This window comes from Halorubrum xinjiangense, assembly GCF_049604745.1.
In the GTDB taxonomy this organism is placed as follows: Archaea; Halobacteriota; Halobacteria; order Halobacteriales; family Haloferacaceae; genus Halorubrum; species Halorubrum xinjiangense_A.
On sequence record NZ_CP187140.1, the window covers coordinates 2,496,190 to 2,513,207 of the forward strand.

The following is a 17,018-nucleotide window of genomic DNA, read 5'->3' on the forward strand; positions in this document are numbered from 1 at the left end:
CGAGCGCCGCGACGTCGGCGCCGACAGCGGCGCGGGTCGCCGGTACCGACGAGTGCGGCTTCACCGGTCCTCGTCCGGCTCCGCGGCGAGCGCCTCGTCGCGGAGCTCGCGGCAGCGCTCGCCCGTGACCTCCAGCTCCGGGACAGGCGTCGGGGTCCCGTCGGCGTCGACGGCGACGAACACGAAGTACGACTCCGTGGTGAGCTCGCGCTCGCCCGTGCGCGGCGACTCGCGGTACGCGCGGATCCGCGTCCGGAGGCTCGTCCGCCCGACCGCGTACACGTACGACTCGATGACGCAGGTGTCGCCCTGCGGCACCGGGCGCTTGAAGTCGAGCCCGTTGATCTTGGCCGTGACGCACGTCTCGCCGGCCGCGCGCATCGCCGACATCGCGCCGATCTCGTCCATCCACTTGACGACGTTGCCCCCGTGGGCCGACTCGTAGTTGTTGGTGTGGGTCGGCTGGACGCGCTGGCGGTTCTCGATGTACGTGTCGCTGACGCTGGGCATACTCGCCGGTGGCGCGGCCGCGGGAAAAACACCGGCCCCGCCCGTCGCGTCGCCGACGGCCAGCCGGAGGCGCCCGGTGTCACTTTCCTCCCGCTGACTCCTGCCAGTTATCAGGTCCTGTAACTCGGTCTTTACTCCTAAATAGGGCAGTTTTCATCGGGCAAACAACAGATGTTGGACGCAATCACCGCGCGGTACGGCCGCCGGGTCGGGGCGGCCGTCCTCCTGACACTCGCCGTGACGCTCGGGTTCATCGCGCTCTTCGCGGGGCACGTGGCAACGGTCGGGACCACGGCGGCCGCGACGGCGGCGCTGGTGTCGGTCGGCGTCGTCGTCACGCTGAACCTCGGACTGCTGGGAATCGTGCTGATCGGCAACGTTGCGGTCGAGCTGCGGCGGCTGACGGAGACGGCCGAGGCGGTCGGGCGCGGCGAGTTCGACGCGCGCGCCACGTCCGACCGCCGCGACGAGATCGGGCGGCTGTTCGACGCCTTCGACGAGACGCGGCGGTCGCTCCGGGACGCGGTCGCCGAGTCCGAGCGGGCGCAGAGCGAGGCGGAAGCGGCCCGCGAGGAGGCCGAGGAGCTGTCCGACACCCTCCTCGAGCGCGCCGAGGAGATCGGCGGCGCCATGGAGGATGCCGCCGAGGGCGACCTCACGCGCCGGCTCGACGCGGACGGCGAGGTCGACGCGATCGAACGCATTACGACGGCGTACAACGAGATGACCGGCGGGCTCTCGACGACGATCGAGGACATCCAGTCGTTCGCGGGCGACGTGGAGGCGACGAGCGAGGAGATGGCCGCGGAGGCAGACGACGTGGCCGCGATGAACGCGGAGGTGGCCGACGAGATGCGCGAGCTGGCCGACGAGCTGGACGAGCAGACCGACCGGCTGCGCGAGACGGCCGCCGACACCGACGACTTCTCGGCGACCGTCGAGGAGATCGCCTCGACGACGGACGAGGTGGCCGGCGACGCGAGCGCCGCGGCCGACCTCGGCGAGGAGGGCGAGCGCCGGGCGACCGAGGCGGTCGAGGCGATCGTCGCGATCGGCGACCTGCTCGAGGAGCTCGACGACCTCGTGGCCGGGCTCGACGACCGGATGGACGGCGTCGCGGAGACGACCGACGTGATCGCCGACATCGCCGAACAGACCAACATCCTCGCGTTGAACGCCTCCATCGAGGCGTCGCGGGCGGGCGGCGACGGCGACGGATTCGCGGTCGTCGCCGACGAGGTGAAGGGGCTCGCCGAGGAGACGCGCGAGTCGACGACCGAGATCGAGGCGACGATCGGCGAGGTGACGGAGGACGTGTCGGCGGTCGCCGGCGAGATGGACCGCACGATGACGGAGCTCGACGAGACGACCGCGGCGGTCGAGGCCGCGGGCGACGCGATCGAGGAGCTCACCGGCACCGTCGAGGACGTCGACGTCGCGATGGGCGACATCGCGCGGGCGACCGACGAGGGCGCCGAGGGGATCGAGTCGGTCGCGGCGCGCGTCGAGGCGGTCCACGGCTCGGCGACGGACGCCGCGGACCGCGCGCGGTCGCTCGCGGAGACCGCGGACGAGACGGCCGAGACGGTCGGCGACCTCGCGGAGACGGCGACGGCGCTCGCCGAGCGCACCGCGTCGCTCACCGAACGGCTCGCGCAGTTCGAGACGCGCACGGAGGCGGGCGGTGCCGGCGCCGGGAGCGGGGCCGCGGCCGCCCCCGCTCCGACCGCCGGCGACGCGGAGGTGAGCGCCGATGATTGAGCCGTCGACGGTGCGGTTCGCCTCCGCGGCCGTGTACGCGGTCTCCGCGGTCGTGCTGCTCGCGCTGGCGCGGCGCAAGCCCGCCGACCTGCGGCGGTACTGCTACCCGTTCGTCGCGGTCGTCGCGTTCGCGGGCGTCGGGATCGCGAGCTGGGGCGCCGGGATCGGGACGTTCGACGTCGGGGCCGGCACGCTGGAGGCCGGGCAACTGCTCAGCGACTACGTGGCGTACCCGTTCCTGTTCGGGTTCGCGGCGTTCGTCTCGGGGGCGGGCCGGCGGTACGTCGGGGGGATCGTCGCCATCACCGTCGCGATGCGGCTCGGCTATGACTTCGCGGAGGTGTTCGCGGGCCCGCTCGCGACGGCGGGCACCCTCGGGATCCTCGTCGGCTACGCGACGCTCGTCGGGCTGTTCTTCGGGCCGGTGGCGAGCGCGGCGGCGCGGCAGGCGCCCGAACGCGAGCTGTTCTTCAAAAAGACGCGGAACCTCGCGCTGTTCGCCTTCGGCGTGTTGATCGCGTGGGCGATGCTCCAGATCGCCGGGCTGTTCGATCAGTTCACCGCGACGGTGACCTTGGAGTACCTCGACCTCCTCCTCCGGGTCGGGTTCGCCGGCTTCGTGTTCGCGAACGTGGAGACGCTGGCGGCCGAGGCGGGGTCCGATGTCGGCGGGGACGGCGGCGATTCCGAGCCGGACGCGAGCGCGACGATTTCGGCGTCGAGCGCCGACTGAAGTTCGGCGCGGTCGCCTCTTCTCGCGGACTCGATCGATTCGGCAGCGTTCGGTCTACTCGGGTCACGGACGGCCCCTGTCCGTGTTTTCGTCCGTTCCCGCGAAACCGACGCCCCGGTGTGAGAGTCCGTTTCGTCTGTCTCGCGGTTCCGCGCTCTCGGCTTCGACGGGTGGAGAGAAAGTACGTTTCGTCTGTCTTCGGTCGGCCGATGGGTAATCGGCCGCGATCACTCGACGCTGCGGTGGTTCGGAGAGTGAATTTCGTCTGTCTCGACGGGTGTATCGACGCCGAGGGCGAACCGAGAGCCGTTCTGGCGGGCTACGAGTACGGTCTCGACCTCGACTCCGACATCGTCCTCGACATCAGAGGCGTGATCGAAGCCGAACGGGACCGGTGAGCGGCGCAAAGACAGACGAAACGTCCTCTCTCACAGCGCCCATCGAAGCCCGTTTCGAGACCGATCTCACTGACGTCTCCGCCCGCAACGAGGTGCCGATCGTACGCGGCAGAGTATTTAGCCGTGGTTCCGACGTAGTGGGGCGTATGTCCGGGCTCGAAGCGGACCTCGATGCCATCGAGGCCGCCGGCGGCGACGACGACACCGACGCCGTGGTTGAGGAGGCCGTCCGCGAGCTGTTGCGTCGGCGTCCGGAGCTTCGGCTCTCGCTCGCGGTCGAGAAGTACCGCACCGGGGCGGTGAGTCTCAACCGAGGGGCAGAACTGGCCGGCGTCTCGACGGAGCCCTTCAAACGCGAACTCGCGGATCGGGGGATCAACCGGGAGGCCGGATTCCTGAGCGAGTCCGTCCGCGAGGATCACCTGGAGACGTTTTCCGAGTGAGACGCAACGAGCGGACGCCTACCGCGCAAGAGTGGACTGGGGTTCCCCATGCGTGGGAAGGCCTCGCGGTTTACGGTGAGGACGACGTCACGCGCTCGCTGAGTCGCGCCGTCGCTTCCTCCTCGTTCGCCCGTAGCGACGATCCACTGCCTCGCTCGCAAGACTCTCAAGAACGAAACTCACGGCGCATATATCTGTGCTAGCAAAATATATGTGTGTCTGCGGCGTAGTGTCGCGTATGACAGACGAGCCACCGTCCCCTGACGGCCCCGACGAGTTCCCCACCGAGGAGGAGCTGCCGGACGAACCGGTGACTGCGGCCGACGTCGACCCGTTCGCTGTCGACGACGACGATTTCGAGAGCATCGACGACTTCGCGGCCGCAGAGTGGAAACACGAGACAACTGCGGACGAGCGAATTCGCGCGGTGATCGACCGAACGACGACGCCGAAATCGGCGGGCGACATCGCAGAGACGGCGCTCGTCTCGGAGACGAAAGCTAGGACCACGCTCAACAAGCTCGCCGAGGAGGGCATCGTCAGCAGTCAGCAGACGGGATCCGGGAAGTTGTACAGTCGCGACCCGGAGTGGCATCTGCTCAAACAGATCGGGCGACTCGCCGGGAGCGACACGCTCGTCGACCAAATCCAGCGAGTAAAAGGGGAACTCGCGGCGTACAAAGCCAAATACGACGCGTCCGATCCGGAGGAACTCCTGGTTTCGGACAGGGACCTCGATCAGGACGAACTCGACGACGTCTCTCACTGGCGGACGGCGGAACGAGAACTCAGCCACCTTCGAGCGGCGTACCGCTTCAGAGAAGCGAAGGAGCGGGCGCCCACCGTAACCGAACCGGGAGACGGGCGGACGGGGACGCAGACGACGACCCCCGCCGGCGATCAGCTCCCACTCGAGTAATGGGGATGGGGAACGGCGCGCCGATCGATTCGGACGCGATCGACGAGAGTGTGGAACAGGTACGCCGACAACTCGGTGACGGCGTCGTCGACGTCCGATTCCGGTATGGGAAGGGCCAACCGTTCACGCGGCGGGACGGAGCGGACGTCAGAGCGGCACGAGTCACCGTTACCCCCGGTATCCACGAGCGAGGCGGGTACTTCGATATTCAGTGGTGGGAGAACGGCGACTACAAATATCACTATCGGGAGGCGGGACTGGAGTTCAGATTCGGGCGGGAAGCGGCGAACGAAGCCACCCCGAAGCCGGTACGGCATTTTCATCCGCCACGCGATCTCGACGCACATCGGCGATCCCGTATCGGAATTGAACGACCGCCCGAACTCGTCACGATCGCCGTGCTGAAGACGTGGTGGACGGCCGTTGAGAACGGTGACGAGACCCTCGTGAACGCGCAGGACGGCTTGCCGTAGGCTCGACGAGCCCATGGAGTCAGTCGGCTTTTCTGGGCTGCCGGTATTGGCACCGATCACCAACCCAGTCACTGTCAATCCGGGTGAATGTTTATTGTCGGCGTTCACCGGTATCCGTTCATGGGCCTGTACGACGACTTGCTGGTCGCTGACGGCGTCAGGCTGCCGAATTCCCGGCCAACGCCAGTCCGTCCGATATCGAGTGGCAGACGAAAGATATCGGCCGGCCAGCCATGCAAGCGTACAAGCTGACCGCAGACGGACGGCTCCTCCGACGCGAACGAGAGTTTCGTGAAAAAACGTCTGAGGAAAAACAGACGGCAGCCGCCGATAACGGCTTCGGCTCGTGGGAGGAGTACGTCTCATTTTGTGAGGACGCACCCCCAGATGACCGCATCCAACGTGGAATCGGTCTTGGAGCACCGAACGCCCAGACCGTCGACGAGGAACTCTGGCTCGACCACAATATACACGGCAGCTTCGAATTCCATGGGCGGAGCGACGACATCGAAGACGGACTCCACTGGTCGTACGAAGCACGGTTCACGCGCGGGGAACTCGACGCGATCGTCTTTCTCGGCGAGCGAGGGGGTGGCTCCCTCGATGACTACCGGCCCGAAGCGCCTGTCCGCGTCGAGTTTTCGTGACTAAACCAAACGAACGTGGATTGTGAGGTCGGACATCGCGTCGGGCACGTCGTCGTCACCGAACGCGAGACCGTGCCGACGGCAAACACCATCTCCGGAACGTTTCGCGGGGCTGGCCGAGGACGACCGGGAGGTCGACGCCTATCGCGAACGGGTCGAGGCCGAGTACGAGGAGACCGCCACCGAGCGGGAGCAGGACCGCCGGGAGTTCGTCGGTCGGCTCGCGACGGGAGACATATAGATGGTCGACGCGGTTGTCGGTGTTGCTTGCTTCTACCCCGTTGTAACCGCTTGAACGGCGACAGTCCGACCTCCACAAGACTAAGGTATTACGAGAAGTATTACTAGATATGAGCAAGTCCACGCGTGTCACTGAGAAGGGCCAAGCGACGATCCCTCACGAACTCCGCGAAAAGTACGACTTACAGCCCGGTGACGAGGTCGTCTGGATGGACACCGACGAGGGGATCGTTGTAAAGAAGCGCACCCGCACTGGTGGCCGTGGGATGCTCGTTCCCGAGGGCACCTCCGCGGAGAAGCGTGAGGAGATCGCAGCGGAACTGGGTCAGCGCGTCCGCGACCGCCGCGACCGTAACTACGAGGACGCTTGAGATGGCGACGTACACCGCCGACGCCGTCTCGCTACTGGCGTATCTCGTCGATGCGCTCCCGCACGGGGCCGACCAGGTGTTCGCCGAGGCAGAAGCCGGGGAAACGGTCATCGAGGCACCGAGTACGGCTCTCGCCGAGGTACTGTACTCGGTCTCCCGCGACAAGGACGTCCGAGGGATCACACTCACCGGGACGCCCGAGGATGCCCGGCAGGCGTTGGTCGGAAACGGGCCGGTCTCGGTCGCCCCCGTCGACGAGCCGGAGCTGGCGACGTACGCGCAACTGCTGGACGAGTTCAGCATCCACGACGGGCTGATCGTCGCCAGCCACCGCGCACGGGAGACGGACGCGATCCTCACGACCGACGGTGTCATCCGCGACGCCGGGTACGACACGATCTGGGAGTCAGTGGCCCGCGACTGAAGCCGTAGATTCGCTCGTATCGACGCCGTCAAATCGTCCGACGACGGCCGGCTCGACATCGTCGCTCCGACTGGCACCGAACTCGAACTGGCGGCCAAACTGTCCGCTTCGCAAACAGCGACACGCACGCTCTCGCGTCGGTGGCGACCGAGCGTCGATCCCGGGTCCGTCGGTGTCACGCTCCGAGACAATCGAAGCGGGACGCATCTCTCGTCCCCGTGCGTAACAGGTGCTCGATCGGACGCGACAGCATATTTATCCGTGGTTCCGACGTATTGGCTCGTATGTCCGGGCTCGGAGCAGATCTCGATGCCATCGCGGCCGCCGGCGGCGTCGACGACACCGACGCCGTGGTCGAGGAGGCCGTCCGCGAGCTGTTGCGTTGGCGTCCGGAGCTTCGGCTCTCGCTCGCGGTCGAGAAGTACCGCACCGGGGCGGTGAGTCTCAACCGAGGGGCAGAACTGGCCGGCGTCTCGACGGAGCCCTTCAAACGCGAACTCGCGGATCGGGGGATCGACCGGGAGGCCGGATTCCTGAGCGAGTCCGTCCGCGAGGATCACCTGGAGACGTTCCTCGAGTAATCGGCGGATGGCGCTCGTCGATACCACCGTCTCAAGTTCGATCGGAGCGGTCGATCGGTTGAAACTGCTGTCTGGGATGTCCGTGACCGTCGTCGGGTAGCGGTGAAATCGCTTGCTACTGTTCGGCGTCGAACAGCGACGTGAGTTCTCGGATTCCGTACAGCGACGCGTCGGATCGCTCGTCGACGGCGGTCCGTAACTCGTCGGTGAAGCCGGCTCGGGAAAAGACCGCGTACCGTACATCCCGGTCGCGTCCCCGCCATCGGACCTCCGGTTCGAGCGCCGTGAGATCGTCGAACACCGCTCGCCCGACGGGATCTGTGGTCCACTTGCATTCGCCGAGCAACAGGGTCTCGGTTTCTTGATTGATCCCGACGACGTCTATCTCCTCGCCGTCGTACCACCACCGGCCGACTCGCGAGCAGGAGACGGGAAACGCCGACGTCCGAACCGCCTGCTGGCACACGGTCTCGAAGGTCCGACTCGTGTGCGTCGGCAGCGTCTCGGCGATCGCCGACCGGACCGGTTCCGTGCGCCCCTGTTCGAGCGTTCCTCGATTGGGTGCCACGTACCGAAACCAGAATCGAAGGAAATCGTCCGTCAATCGATACAGTCCCCGGCCGTCAGGATCCGTTACCGGGTGTTCTCGCTCGAGGATCGCCAGCTGCGTGAGGTTCTGGAGATACCGGGAGAGACTGCTCGCGTCGCGGCCGATCTCGTTGGCGATCTCGGTGACACGCGTGGCGCCACCGGCGATGGCCTCGAGGATCGCCATGTACGTCGCAGGCTCACGAAGCTCCTGCCGTAACAGAAACTCCGGCTCCTCGTATAGGAACTCGCCTTTCGAGAGGACGGCCCGCTCGACGTTCTCGAGGAGGCTCCGCTCCGGGTCGAACTGTTCGAGATACGCGGGGACGCCGCCGAGGACGCTGTACACTTGGATCTGCGTCTCCAGGTCCTCGTCCGGGAAGAACCCGCGAACGTCCGCGAACGAGAGCGGAGCGAGCTCCCACTGTCCGGTCCGGCGTCCGTATAACGGGCTCTCGTAGCTCAACACGCCCTCCTTCATCAGCGAAACCGACGAGCCCAACAACACGAGCGAGACGTCCGTCCCCGCGAGCACGTCGTCGACGACGGTCTGAAACACCGACGGGACGGTGTCGTCTTCGGCGACGAGATACGAGAACTCGTCTAACGCCACGACGCACGGCCCGTCGACGCGGGCCGTGAGGTACCGAAACGCGTCGACGAACCCGTCGACGTCCGGCGTGACGTCGTCGAACGTTTCGGCGCACTGCGCCGCGAACCGGCGGGCGTTGTGCGTCGCGCCCCGCTCGTCACAGAGGTAGTAGACCGACGCGTCGTCGAGCGTCTCGAGCGCCGTCGTCACCAGCGTCGTCTTCCCGACCCGCCGTCGGCCGTACACGACGAGCAGCTGTCGCTCCGCGCGCGCGAGATGCGACGTGAGCCACTCGAGCTCCGCCTCCCGGTTTATCATTATGCGGGCGATAATATTATCGCGCTCATAATAGATGTTCGGGTCAGCGATGACATTCGTGTTCTTATTTCCACCCGGGGACACCCGCCGAAGTGACGGCCGTCTGCCGTCCTTCCGAGTGTCGCCCGTTCCGACGAGCGACGGTGGTGTCCGTCGGCGACGGTCTCCGAGGTCGGCACCACCGAACTCAAGAAGCTCCGTCCGGTCACGCCTCGGTGGGACGCGGCGTGTATCGGTGGAGCGCGTCGACGGTCTTCCGAACCACTTCCGGAGCCAGTTCGCCCTGCTGGTCGTCGAAGTCGCGATACTTGATCGTGGTCGCGTACCACGGCGAGACGTACGCGGCCACGTCCGATCCGCCTCGAATCCAGTCCTCGTCGGTGACGGCGATACCGTCCGGGTGCTCGGTCGTGGTCATCCCCACGACGAGACACTCGACGGCCGAGAACGGGTGGGCGTCTCCGCTGACGATCAGCCACGGTCGATACGCCGGATCGGACTTGTGCGGCGCCGGTCCCCACCAGACCTCGCCCTGCCGGTCACTCATCGGCTTGCTCGGCCTCGGACTCGACGCCGTGCCCCCATTCGTCGGGGTCCTCCGGACCGAGACGCTCCGACAGCGCGCGCGACCCGGCGAGCGCGGTGAGCGTCGTCTCGACGTCTTCGGCGTCGCCGACGGCCCAGTACTCGCCGCGGTGGCGGACGAGTTCCCGGTCCTCCAGTCGGGAGAGGACGACGCCGACGCTGCCGCGCGCGACGCCCGTCGCCTCGTGGATCTCCTTCGGCGTGTACGCCTTCTCGGGCGACCCGGCCAGGAAGGAGAGAATCGTCTCCGCGTTCGTCCGCCCGTCCGCCCGGAGGTCGCGACTCGAACCATCTTCGAACCGGTCGATGTCGATGGGCACGCACACCGGTACGCCCGCGGACGTAATAGCTGTAACGACTGTAATCGAGATCGCGGTAGCTGACGGCTCCTCGTACCGAGCCGTCACCGACTGCTCGACGTCGCGGGACGTACTATCGCCGCTCAGGGAGCCGACCCGGAGCACAAATTCATATACTCTCGTCGCAGTACAGCGGCCGAGTCATGCTGAGGCCGGCCCGGAGGACGACGACCGGAAGTCGTCGATGTGGTCGTAGTAGTACGCGAGCGCTCGGTGGACGTCGCCGAGCGTGAGGTCGGGGTACAGCTGCGTGATCTCGTCGGGACTGTACCCGCTGTGTTCGGACGCCGACGCGACGTCTTTCACGCGGATTCCCGTCTCCTCGACGGTCGGCGCCCCGTCGCTGTGGTCGCTGTCCCGAACGATTCTCATGCCGGAGAATCGACACGTACCGACGTGAAACGCATGGTCCAGCGGATCCTCGTCGAGGGCTCATCTCGGACCGCTCCGCCGACCACCAAACGGCTTTGTCCCCCGCCGTACTGGTGGACGACATGGCGGGAGCGAACCACGGGGAACCGCCCGTCGAGGGCGTGGACGTGGCCGCGATCCGGCGGTATCTCGCGGAGGCGGACGTCCGCTTCGCGGTCCTGTTCGGCTCGCGAGTCGCGGCTCCAACTTGGGTACCGCTTCTACTACATTCGACGTGCTCTCACGCTTCGGCCGAATTGTCGTACATGGCCTCGAACTCCCGCTCGCCGCGGATCAGTTCGTCGACGCCGCTCGTGAGCGTCACCGCTCCGAAGACCGTCGCCCGGTAGTACGTGTACAGACCGTCTTGCCCACGGTCGGTACGCTGCCGTTTTTCGACGAGCCCGACGTCGACGAGTTCGTTGAGATGATAGTGGAGGGTGCTGTCGTCGATATCGATCGCTGTTTCGAGTTCCTTCGGACTCATGTCCCCGCCGTGGACGAGTCGGTAGAGGATCTCGTATCGCGTGCGGTGTCCGACGGCGGCATGCATCGCGAGGTACTCGTCGAGCGTGAGGACGCTCTCGTCCGGGAGGAGATCCTCCGGGTCCTCCGGAGCGTTTCCCTCGACCGTATGGTTCGTCGCCATCTCGTCGCAACCTACGGACGAGAGGCTCTTAGTCGTTCTCAAGCCAGCATCTCTTAAAAACACTATTTTTTTATATACTTGCGGCTGGACAGCGGCGTATGACCGTCGAGATCACGCGGGATCTCATGGCGGATACAGCGCGGAAACCCACCCGTTCACGGCTGTCTCTTACCCACAAGTTCACTGAGTCCCAAACAGACGTTTCAGACGCTGTCGAGCCCAATCTATTCTCGGAAGATCGAGGTGAGGAGTGATTCGGGCGGTGATATCGACAGTGGGGGGTTGCTGAATGTGGTAAGTGAGATCAGCAAAATCGTCCCATAGAAGTGTTAAGTCTGTAGATATCGAGGCTTCGGTCGGATTTATTGACCGCAACAACGACTCGATTTGTGGGTAAGAGACAGCCGTTCACGGGTGGGAGGAAGCGCGTACACTCTGTGCAAAAATCCACCGACTACGGCAGGGCCAACTCCCAATATTTTTGAATTATTGGCCCTACATATGACATATGGAGAAGCGGCGTACTGTCCCAGTGAAACTTGACGTGGGCAGTGACGACGCCGCACTCCTCGAAGACACCGTGGACGAATTCCTGTGGGCGGCTAACTACGTCACACGCCACGCTTTCGAGGGTGAGTACGTCACGACCAGCAAAACCACGCTCAACGACGACACCTACGAGGACGTGCGCGAGGGAACCGCGTTGCACAGCAATCACGTCCAAGCCGCCCGAAACAAGGCTGCTGAAGCCTGTAAAAGCGTGGTCGAGAAGTGGAAGCAAGGCAAGAAGGCGTCGATGCCCCACTTTACCAGCCCACACCTCGTCTACGACCACCGTACCGCCACCTTCCACGACGAGTACGTGTCGTTGGCAACAGTTGACGGGCGGATTGAAGCCGACTACGTGCTTCCCGGCAAAGAACGAGACACGCCCCACGCTGAATACTTCTTTTCAGACGAGTACGAAACCACGGGAGCAGAACTGCACTACACGAACGGCAACTGGATGCTCCACATTCACTGTAAGAAGGACGCGGAGTCTGACACGCCGGAACAAGATGCCACCGAGAACGGAACGGTTCTCGGGGTTGACCTCGGCGTGAATAATCTCGCAGTTGCCTCAACTGGCACGTTCTGGACGGGGGACGAGTTCGACCACTGGCGGCAGGAATACGAGAACCGACGTGGCGACCTACAAGAGTGCGGAACACGGTGGGCACACGAGAATATACAGGCTGTCGGACGCAAAGAAGAAGGTCGGTTCAAAATGACGATTCACCGGATAGCGAACAAGTTGGTGGCTGAAGCCCGCGACCACGAGTGTTCGGTGATAGCGTTTGAGGATTTAACCGACATTCGTGAGCGAACCGGCGCGTCGTGGGGTCACAAATGGGCGTTCAACCGCTTGTACGAATACGTTGAATACAAGGCCGCCGAATACGGTATCGACGTGGAACAGGTTGACCCGGAAAACACGTCGCGTCGGTGTTCGACGTGTGGGTTCACCCACCCCGACAACCGCGAGAATGAGTCGTTCAAGTGTCAGAAATGCGGCTACGAGAACCACGCCGACTACAACGCCGCGAAGAACATCGGTTTGCGGTATCTCCGCCGGAACCAAACTGGCTCCGGTGGAGGCGCACCCGTAGGCGTGCGCTTAAACAGCGGGATGTTGAATGCGAATGGAGAGTATGAACCTCCTGCCGATGATTCGGCCAGAGCGGGAGTCCACGCTGAAAGCCCACGGCTTTAGCCCTGTCTCTTACCCACAAATCGAGTCGTTGTTGCGGTCAATAAATCCGACCAAAGACTCGATATCTACAGATTTAACACTCCTATGAGACGATTTTGCTGATCTCGCTTACCACATTCAGCAACCCCCCACTGTCGATATCACCGCCCGAATTATTCCTCACCTCGATCTTCCGAGAATAGATTGGGTTCGACAGCGTCTGAAACGTCTGTTTGGGACTCAGTGAACTTGTGGGTAAAAGACAGGGCTTTAGCCGTGGGTTAGCTTACGCATCGGGAGCGTCGCGGTGACCTCGATCCGTTGGATTGAGCCGGCGTTCCGGGCGCGCTGCCGCCCTCGGTGCCGATCGGGCCGTCTCCCTCGGCAGAAGCGTCGCCTGAGTCGGTCCCGACCGCATCTCACCAGAGTTGCGTCTCCGTCGGTCGCGAGCCGCACCCCTTCTCCCCACTCACGCAACTCCAGAACGCGACGACCGTCATTCCCGAGCGTACTCGACGTCGAGCGCGAGGTCGTCTTCGGTGTAGTGACGCTCGACCTCACGCTCGCCGAGCAGCCGATGGAACTCCGCCTTCGAGAGGCCGGCGAGCTCCCGTGCCGTCCCAAAGGAGCGGTACTCCGCTCTGTACAGCGAGACGGCGAGCTCCTGCCGAACGATGGGCTCGCGGTCCGCCGGCGGTGCCGCGATCGCGTCCAGCACCCCGGACGGCAGATCGATACTGCTCATACCGACCGGTTCGACGCCGCGGAACGTACTATCGCCGCTCAGGGGGTCCGACCACGAGGTCGGGGGCTCCACGAGGATCGCCACTGGTTCGAGCGCTTCCAGCGGGACGTCGCAGGGTGGCTTCGAGACCGCGATTCGTAGTTTTCCCGCACTGAGTAAACGGTGTATTGAAACGTATTGTTGGCCGATCGGGGCGTAGCCGGGACCCACAGATCACACGACGAGCGCGATCCCGCCCCCGCCGACGATCGCGAGCGCACCGAGCGCGAAACACACCGTTGCGAACGGCACGCGCTCGACGACGCGCATGAGCGCGTCGATCGTCAGGTAGCCAACGACGGCGCTCACGCCGAGCGCGACCGCCGCGGGCACCGGGGCGATTCCGGGGAGCCCGCCCGCGCTGGCGACGGTGAGCGCGGCCGCGCCAACGGATGCGGGAATTGACAGCAGAAAGGAGAGCCGAAACGCGGTCGGCGGGTCGTAGCTTCGGAACAACAGCGTACTCGCGGTCACGCCCGACCGGGAGATCCCGGGGAGAATGGCGAACCCCTGCGCGCTGCCGACGAGGATCGAATCGACGAGGGAGGGGATCTCGCGGCCGCCCATGCTGACGCTGTCTGAGGCGCGCTGGAGGAGACCGGTGATTACGAGAAGGACGCCGATGACGGCGATGAAGACACCCCCCGTGAGGTCGCTGACGAGGTCGACGGCGAGGACGTACAGCGGGATGCCGACGAGCCCGGTGAACAGCGACGCGACGACGACGTACGTCGCGATCGCGTGGTCGGCGTCGTACGCTCTCGTGGGACGCCACCCGGGGAGTGTTTTGAGGATGGTCGCTATCTCGGCACGGTAGTAGGTCGCGGCCGACAGCGTCGTTCCCAACTGGAGGAACAAGGCGAGCTGGACGGCGACGGCGGGATCCGTGCCGACAAACGTGAGTACGAGCGAGAGGTTCCCCTGACTCGAGACGGGGAGCCACTCGACAACACCCTGAACGATCCCAGCGAGTATCGCAACGAGCAGCTCCGTGGTGGTCACTATCGGAGTTGGAGGCGGGTGGACAGGTAAAAGGCGACGATTGTGGGTTACCGCTCGGCGGGTGTCTGGCCGTCTGTGTTCGCGTCCTGCTCAGGTGGGTTGGGGTCGTCAGTATCCGTTGCCGTGGGATCGCCTGTGTCTTCAGTTGGGGCTGCGCTTGGCTCCGACTCGTCTGGCGGCGCCGGGGGTTCGAGGGCGGCAACCAGGAGTTTGACCGGGCGCGTCTCGCGGAGCTCGGCCCAACTCCGGCGCTCACGCGTTGCGCTCACGCCTACAACGGTGAGGGCGGCCGCGAGGCCGAGCCGTGTCGTGCCGAGGGTTCCGGCCGCGATGCTCACCAGCACGAGGGCGAGGCCTGCCACGAGGACTGCCAGCCCGCCCACCACCGCCGGCGCTGCCAACGTGGACGCTGCGCCGGTGCGGGCCGCCGCTGCGACCCGCGAGTCGTCGAGCGCGGGGAGCAGTCGATCGAGGATCGCATCGAGGAGGAGGATGACCGGGCCGACCGTCCACGTCTCACGGAGGTCGATCACGATCACTTCCGGATCTGGCTCTGCGGTGAGCCAGCGGTACAGGTATGAACTGCGCACGGCGGTGGCCGCTCGACGCCACAATTGACCCAGACGTGACTGGTGGGCTGCTCGCCGGAGCACGCTTCCGGCCTGTGTGCCCGTCCCCCTCTCGTCACCCATCTGTTTGGACCTTCGCGTCCGGCCTCATGTGTGTTGCGTCTGTGTCTGGGAGTTGGCCGGCAACACTCACAGGAGGTATCGCGCCGCGTGTATTGTGGCCGTGGCCACCGTCTCCGCTGGGCGCGTTACCGGTTCACGGAGACGACCGTCGCCTCCACGGTAGCCGTGCCGAGATCGAGCGTGACGGTCGATCCTTGGCGAATTTGGTCGCCTTTGAACGCGAGCCCGCTCGGCGTTTCCCGGAGCTGGAGGTCCGCCGTGATCGTCACCTCGCGGTTGACCGGATGATCGACCACGTTGACGCTGCCGTCGTCCCCGGTGGCGATGATGAGCGAGGGCTCTGTTTCCACGCCGGTGACGCGTGCGACAGTGGTGTCGCCGGTGCGCTCGACCATCCCCGGCTCGATCGCGTCCGCGAAGTCCTCGCGGACCTCTTCCATCCGGAGGGTAACGGTCCGCGTCGTCGTCGCACCCACATTGATGTCGCCACCGACCTGTTCGATCTGTCCTTCGAGCGTGTAATCGCTCGTCGGGAGGGTAATTGTCTGGCCGCGTCTGACCGTACTGTCGCCGAAACGGAGCCGATCCTGCTGGTGGTGGGCTGTGAGTGTCGCCTCGACGAGGAGCTGTCGTTGGGTCGGCCGGTTGGTCGCGTAGGTGGTCACGTCTTCGATATGGGCGACGGTGCGGCCACTCAGGCGGATCTCATCGCCGGGAGTTACGTCCGCTGCGGTGCCCGTGTCGACCTGACTGGACAGGAGTACGCGCTGTTTTTCGGTGGCCAATGCGTCGCTGTCGCCCACAGAACGGATCTGCCCGTCGATCTGGTAGCGGTCGGTGGTGATGTCGAGCGTCCGCCCGAGCCGCGGCGGGGCCCCTGCGTACGTGAGACTGTCCTGATTGTTGCGTTCGCCTTCAAGTGCCACGCGGAGGACAACACGGGTGTCCTCGCCCTGTGGCGTGAGATGAACATCTGTTATCCGGAGCGCCGACGCGCCGTCGGGTTCATAGGAATCACCCTCCTCGATTGCGTCGACGACGTATGGTGAGACAGTGCCGACATCGAGCGTCGCATAGGTGGTGTTTGTCTCCGGTGCCGGAGCCGAATCGTCGGTTAACATGAACGCAGCACCCGCAACGACGACGGCGACAATCAGCAACACGACGAGCGCGTCGATGACGTTAACGCGGCCGAACAACCGCCCCTCGTCGTCGATCAACTCCATGGAGGTACCTCCGAGCGCAGCATTACCATCGATGACCGGCGCGCGGGTAAAAAGCGTACCCGTTCGACGCCCCGAACCCGTAGGCTTTTGTCGGTCGTTCAGGAGTGTGGACACAATGAGTCGTTTGCGGCTCCCGCTTGTGCCGCGTTCCTTCCGACTAGCGGGCGTCGTCGCGGTTGCGGCGACGATTCTCTACTTTTCAGTGGTCACCCCGCCGGGTAGTGGAGTAATTCGGACGGGACCGTTCGGTATCCTCCCGTACAGCACGTGGCTCCACGGGCTGGCGTACGCCGGCCTCGCAGTGACGCTCGCGTACGCGCTCCAAGACCGGTCATGGCGCGACTGGACCGTATTGGTTGTCGTGTTCTTTGTTGCCGTCGGGTACGGGGGCAGTATTGAGCTACTTCAGTCGACACTGGACGCGCGCACCGCCGATTTCGGTGACTTACTCGTGAATGCAGTCGGAGCGGCCGTCGCGGTCATGTGCTGGCGGGTGGTAACGCGATGGGTGCGTTTCTACCGGGTGCGGCGGGTAGACGAACTTGAAGCGCCTGTTTGACCGGCTGTGCGGAAACAGCTC

The 17,018-nt window shown here is 65.0% G+C and carries 24 protein-coding genes; 14 read left to right on the forward strand and 10 right to left on the reverse strand.

Annotated features, from left to right (window positions below; all coding sequences use genetic code 11):
• Positions 1-60 precede the first annotated feature (60 nt).
• Positions 61-510 carry an acyl-CoA thioesterase gene (locus tag ACOZ35_RS13720; RefSeq protein WP_424014092.1) on the reverse strand — a complete coding sequence of 150 codons (450 nt, stop codon included), beginning with the start codon at positions 508-510 and terminating at the stop codon, positions 61-63.
• A gap of 171 nt (positions 511-681) precedes the next feature.
• On the opposite strand from ACOZ35_RS13720, the gene ACOZ35_RS13725 reads away from it, so the two are divergent.
• From ACOZ35_RS13725 to ACOZ35_RS13775, 11 genes are all read left to right on the forward strand, one after another.
• On the forward strand, positions 682-2,271 hold the full coding sequence (locus ACOZ35_RS13725; protein ID WP_424014093.1) for a methyl-accepting chemotaxis protein: 1,590 nt from the start codon (positions 682-684) through the stop codon (positions 2,269-2,271).
• Positions 2,264-3,004, forward strand: coding sequence for a hypothetical protein (locus ACOZ35_RS13730; protein WP_424014094.1), 741 nt, complete (start codon positions 2,264-2,266; stop codon positions 3,002-3,004). The genes ACOZ35_RS13725 and ACOZ35_RS13730 overlap by 8 nt, the downstream gene beginning before the upstream one ends.
• Before the next feature lie 254 nt (positions 3,005-3,258).
• Positions 3,259-3,402, forward strand: a complete 144-nt coding sequence (locus ACOZ35_RS13735; RefSeq protein ID WP_424014095.1) for a hypothetical protein — start codon at positions 3,259-3,261, stop codon at positions 3,400-3,402.
• A gap of 146 nt (positions 3,403-3,548) precedes the next feature.
• A complete protein-coding gene (locus ACOZ35_RS13740; RefSeq protein WP_424014096.1) occupies positions 3,549-3,845 on the forward strand; it encodes a UPF0175 family protein in 297 nt (98 codons plus the stop codon).
• A gap of 238 nt (positions 3,846-4,083) precedes the next feature.
• Positions 4,084-4,764 carry a winged helix-turn-helix domain-containing protein gene (locus ACOZ35_RS13745; protein ID WP_424014097.1) on the forward strand — a complete coding sequence of 227 codons (681 nt, stop codon included), beginning with the start codon at positions 4,084-4,086 and terminating at the stop codon, positions 4,762-4,764.
• Positions 4,764-5,237 (forward strand): hypothetical protein, encoded by a 474-nt coding sequence (locus ACOZ35_RS13750; RefSeq protein WP_424014098.1) that lies wholly within the window; start codon positions 4,764-4,766, stop codon positions 5,235-5,237. The genes ACOZ35_RS13745 and ACOZ35_RS13750 overlap by 1 nt, the downstream gene beginning before the upstream one ends.
• Before the next feature lie 233 nt (positions 5,238-5,470).
• Complete coding sequence (locus ACOZ35_RS13755) at positions 5,471-5,884, forward strand: hypothetical protein (RefSeq protein WP_424014099.1); 414 nt, start codon at positions 5,471-5,473, stop codon at positions 5,882-5,884.
• A 22-nt stretch (positions 5,885-5,906) separates the two neighbouring features.
• Entirely contained in the window at positions 5,907-6,125 is a 219-nt protein-coding gene (locus ACOZ35_RS13760) for a hypothetical protein (protein WP_004598830.1), read from the forward strand.
• A 109-nt stretch (positions 6,126-6,234) separates the two neighbouring features.
• Complete coding sequence (locus ACOZ35_RS13765; RefSeq protein ID WP_004598831.1) at positions 6,235-6,495, forward strand: AbrB/MazE/SpoVT family DNA-binding domain-containing protein; 261 nt, start codon at positions 6,235-6,237, stop codon at positions 6,493-6,495.
• Position 6,496: 1 nt separating this feature from the next.
• Positions 6,497-6,919: a hypothetical protein gene (locus ACOZ35_RS13770; RefSeq protein WP_424014100.1), complete on the forward strand. Its 423-nt coding sequence runs from the start codon at positions 6,497-6,499 to the stop codon at positions 6,917-6,919.
• A 284-nt stretch (positions 6,920-7,203) separates the two neighbouring features.
• A complete protein-coding gene (locus ACOZ35_RS13775) occupies positions 7,204-7,500 on the forward strand; it encodes a UPF0175 family protein (RefSeq protein ID WP_424014101.1) in 297 nt (98 codons plus the stop codon).
• Between the two features lie 115 nt (positions 7,501-7,615).
• Here the strand turns inward: ACOZ35_RS13775 and ACOZ35_RS13780 are convergent, their stop codons facing one another.
• From ACOZ35_RS13780 to ACOZ35_RS13800, 5 genes are all read right to left on the reverse strand, one after another.
• Positions 7,616-8,998 (reverse strand): ATP-binding protein, encoded by a 1,383-nt coding sequence (locus ACOZ35_RS13780; RefSeq protein WP_424014102.1) that lies wholly within the window; start codon positions 8,996-8,998, stop codon positions 7,616-7,618.
• 205 nt (positions 8,999-9,203) lie between these two features.
• Positions 9,204-9,545, reverse strand: coding sequence for a hypothetical protein (locus ACOZ35_RS13785; protein WP_424014103.1), 342 nt, complete (start codon positions 9,543-9,545; stop codon positions 9,204-9,206).
• Positions 9,538-9,903 (reverse strand): MarR family transcriptional regulator, encoded by a 366-nt coding sequence (locus ACOZ35_RS13790; RefSeq protein ID WP_424014104.1) that lies wholly within the window; start codon positions 9,901-9,903, stop codon positions 9,538-9,540. The genes ACOZ35_RS13785 and ACOZ35_RS13790 overlap by 8 nt, the downstream gene beginning before the upstream one ends.
• Positions 9,904-10,083: 180 nt before the next feature.
• Positions 10,084-10,314: a DUF433 domain-containing protein gene (locus ACOZ35_RS13795; protein WP_424014105.1), complete on the reverse strand. Its 231-nt coding sequence runs from the start codon at positions 10,312-10,314 to the stop codon at positions 10,084-10,086.
• 280 nt (positions 10,315-10,594) lie between these two features.
• Positions 10,595-11,002, reverse strand: a complete 408-nt coding sequence (locus tag ACOZ35_RS13800) for a helix-turn-helix domain-containing protein (protein WP_424014106.1) — start codon at positions 11,000-11,002, stop codon at positions 10,595-10,597.
• A 98-nt stretch (positions 11,003-11,100) separates the two neighbouring features.
• Between ACOZ35_RS13800 and ACOZ35_RS13805 the strand changes: the two genes are divergently transcribed.
• Both ACOZ35_RS13805 and ACOZ35_RS13810 read left to right on the forward strand, forming a co-directional pair.
• The gene (locus ACOZ35_RS13805) at positions 11,101-11,256 is read left to right on the forward strand and encodes a hypothetical protein (RefSeq protein WP_424014107.1); all 156 of its coding nucleotides are present in this window, start codon (positions 11,101-11,103) and stop codon (positions 11,254-11,256) included.
• Positions 11,257-11,510: 254 nt separating this feature from the next.
• Positions 11,511-12,755 (forward strand): RNA-guided endonuclease InsQ/TnpB family protein, encoded by a 1,245-nt coding sequence (locus ACOZ35_RS13810; protein ID WP_424014108.1) that lies wholly within the window; start codon positions 11,511-11,513, stop codon positions 12,753-12,755.
• A gap of 475 nt (positions 12,756-13,230) precedes the next feature.
• Here the strand turns inward: ACOZ35_RS13810 and ACOZ35_RS13815 are convergent, their stop codons facing one another.
• The 4 genes from ACOZ35_RS13815 to ACOZ35_RS13830 all read right to left on the reverse strand — a co-directional run bounded on the left by ACOZ35_RS13815 (position 13,231) and on the right by ACOZ35_RS13830 (position 16,438).
• A complete protein-coding gene (locus tag ACOZ35_RS13815; RefSeq protein ID WP_424014109.1) occupies positions 13,231-13,479 on the reverse strand; it encodes a UPF0175 family protein in 249 nt (82 codons plus the stop codon).
• A 213-nt stretch (positions 13,480-13,692) separates the two neighbouring features.
• Entirely contained in the window at positions 13,693-14,520 is an 828-nt protein-coding gene (locus ACOZ35_RS13820; protein WP_424014110.1) for an undecaprenyl-diphosphate phosphatase, read from the reverse strand.
• A gap of 47 nt (positions 14,521-14,567) precedes the next feature.
• Positions 14,568-15,212 carry a hypothetical protein gene (locus ACOZ35_RS13825; RefSeq protein ID WP_424014111.1) on the reverse strand — a complete coding sequence of 215 codons (645 nt, stop codon included), beginning with the start codon at positions 15,210-15,212 and terminating at the stop codon, positions 14,568-14,570.
• 125 nt (positions 15,213-15,337) lie between these two features.
• A complete protein-coding gene (locus tag ACOZ35_RS13830; protein ID WP_424014112.1) occupies positions 15,338-16,438 on the reverse strand; it encodes a DUF4330 family protein in 1,101 nt (366 codons plus the stop codon).
• A gap of 115 nt (positions 16,439-16,553) precedes the next feature.
• Here ACOZ35_RS13830 and ACOZ35_RS13835 point away from each other — a divergent pair, with 115 nt between their 5' ends.
• On the forward strand, positions 16,554-16,997 hold the full coding sequence (locus ACOZ35_RS13835; protein WP_424014113.1) for a VanZ family protein: 444 nt from the start codon (positions 16,554-16,556) through the stop codon (positions 16,995-16,997).
• Positions 16,998-17,018 lie beyond the last annotated feature (21 nt).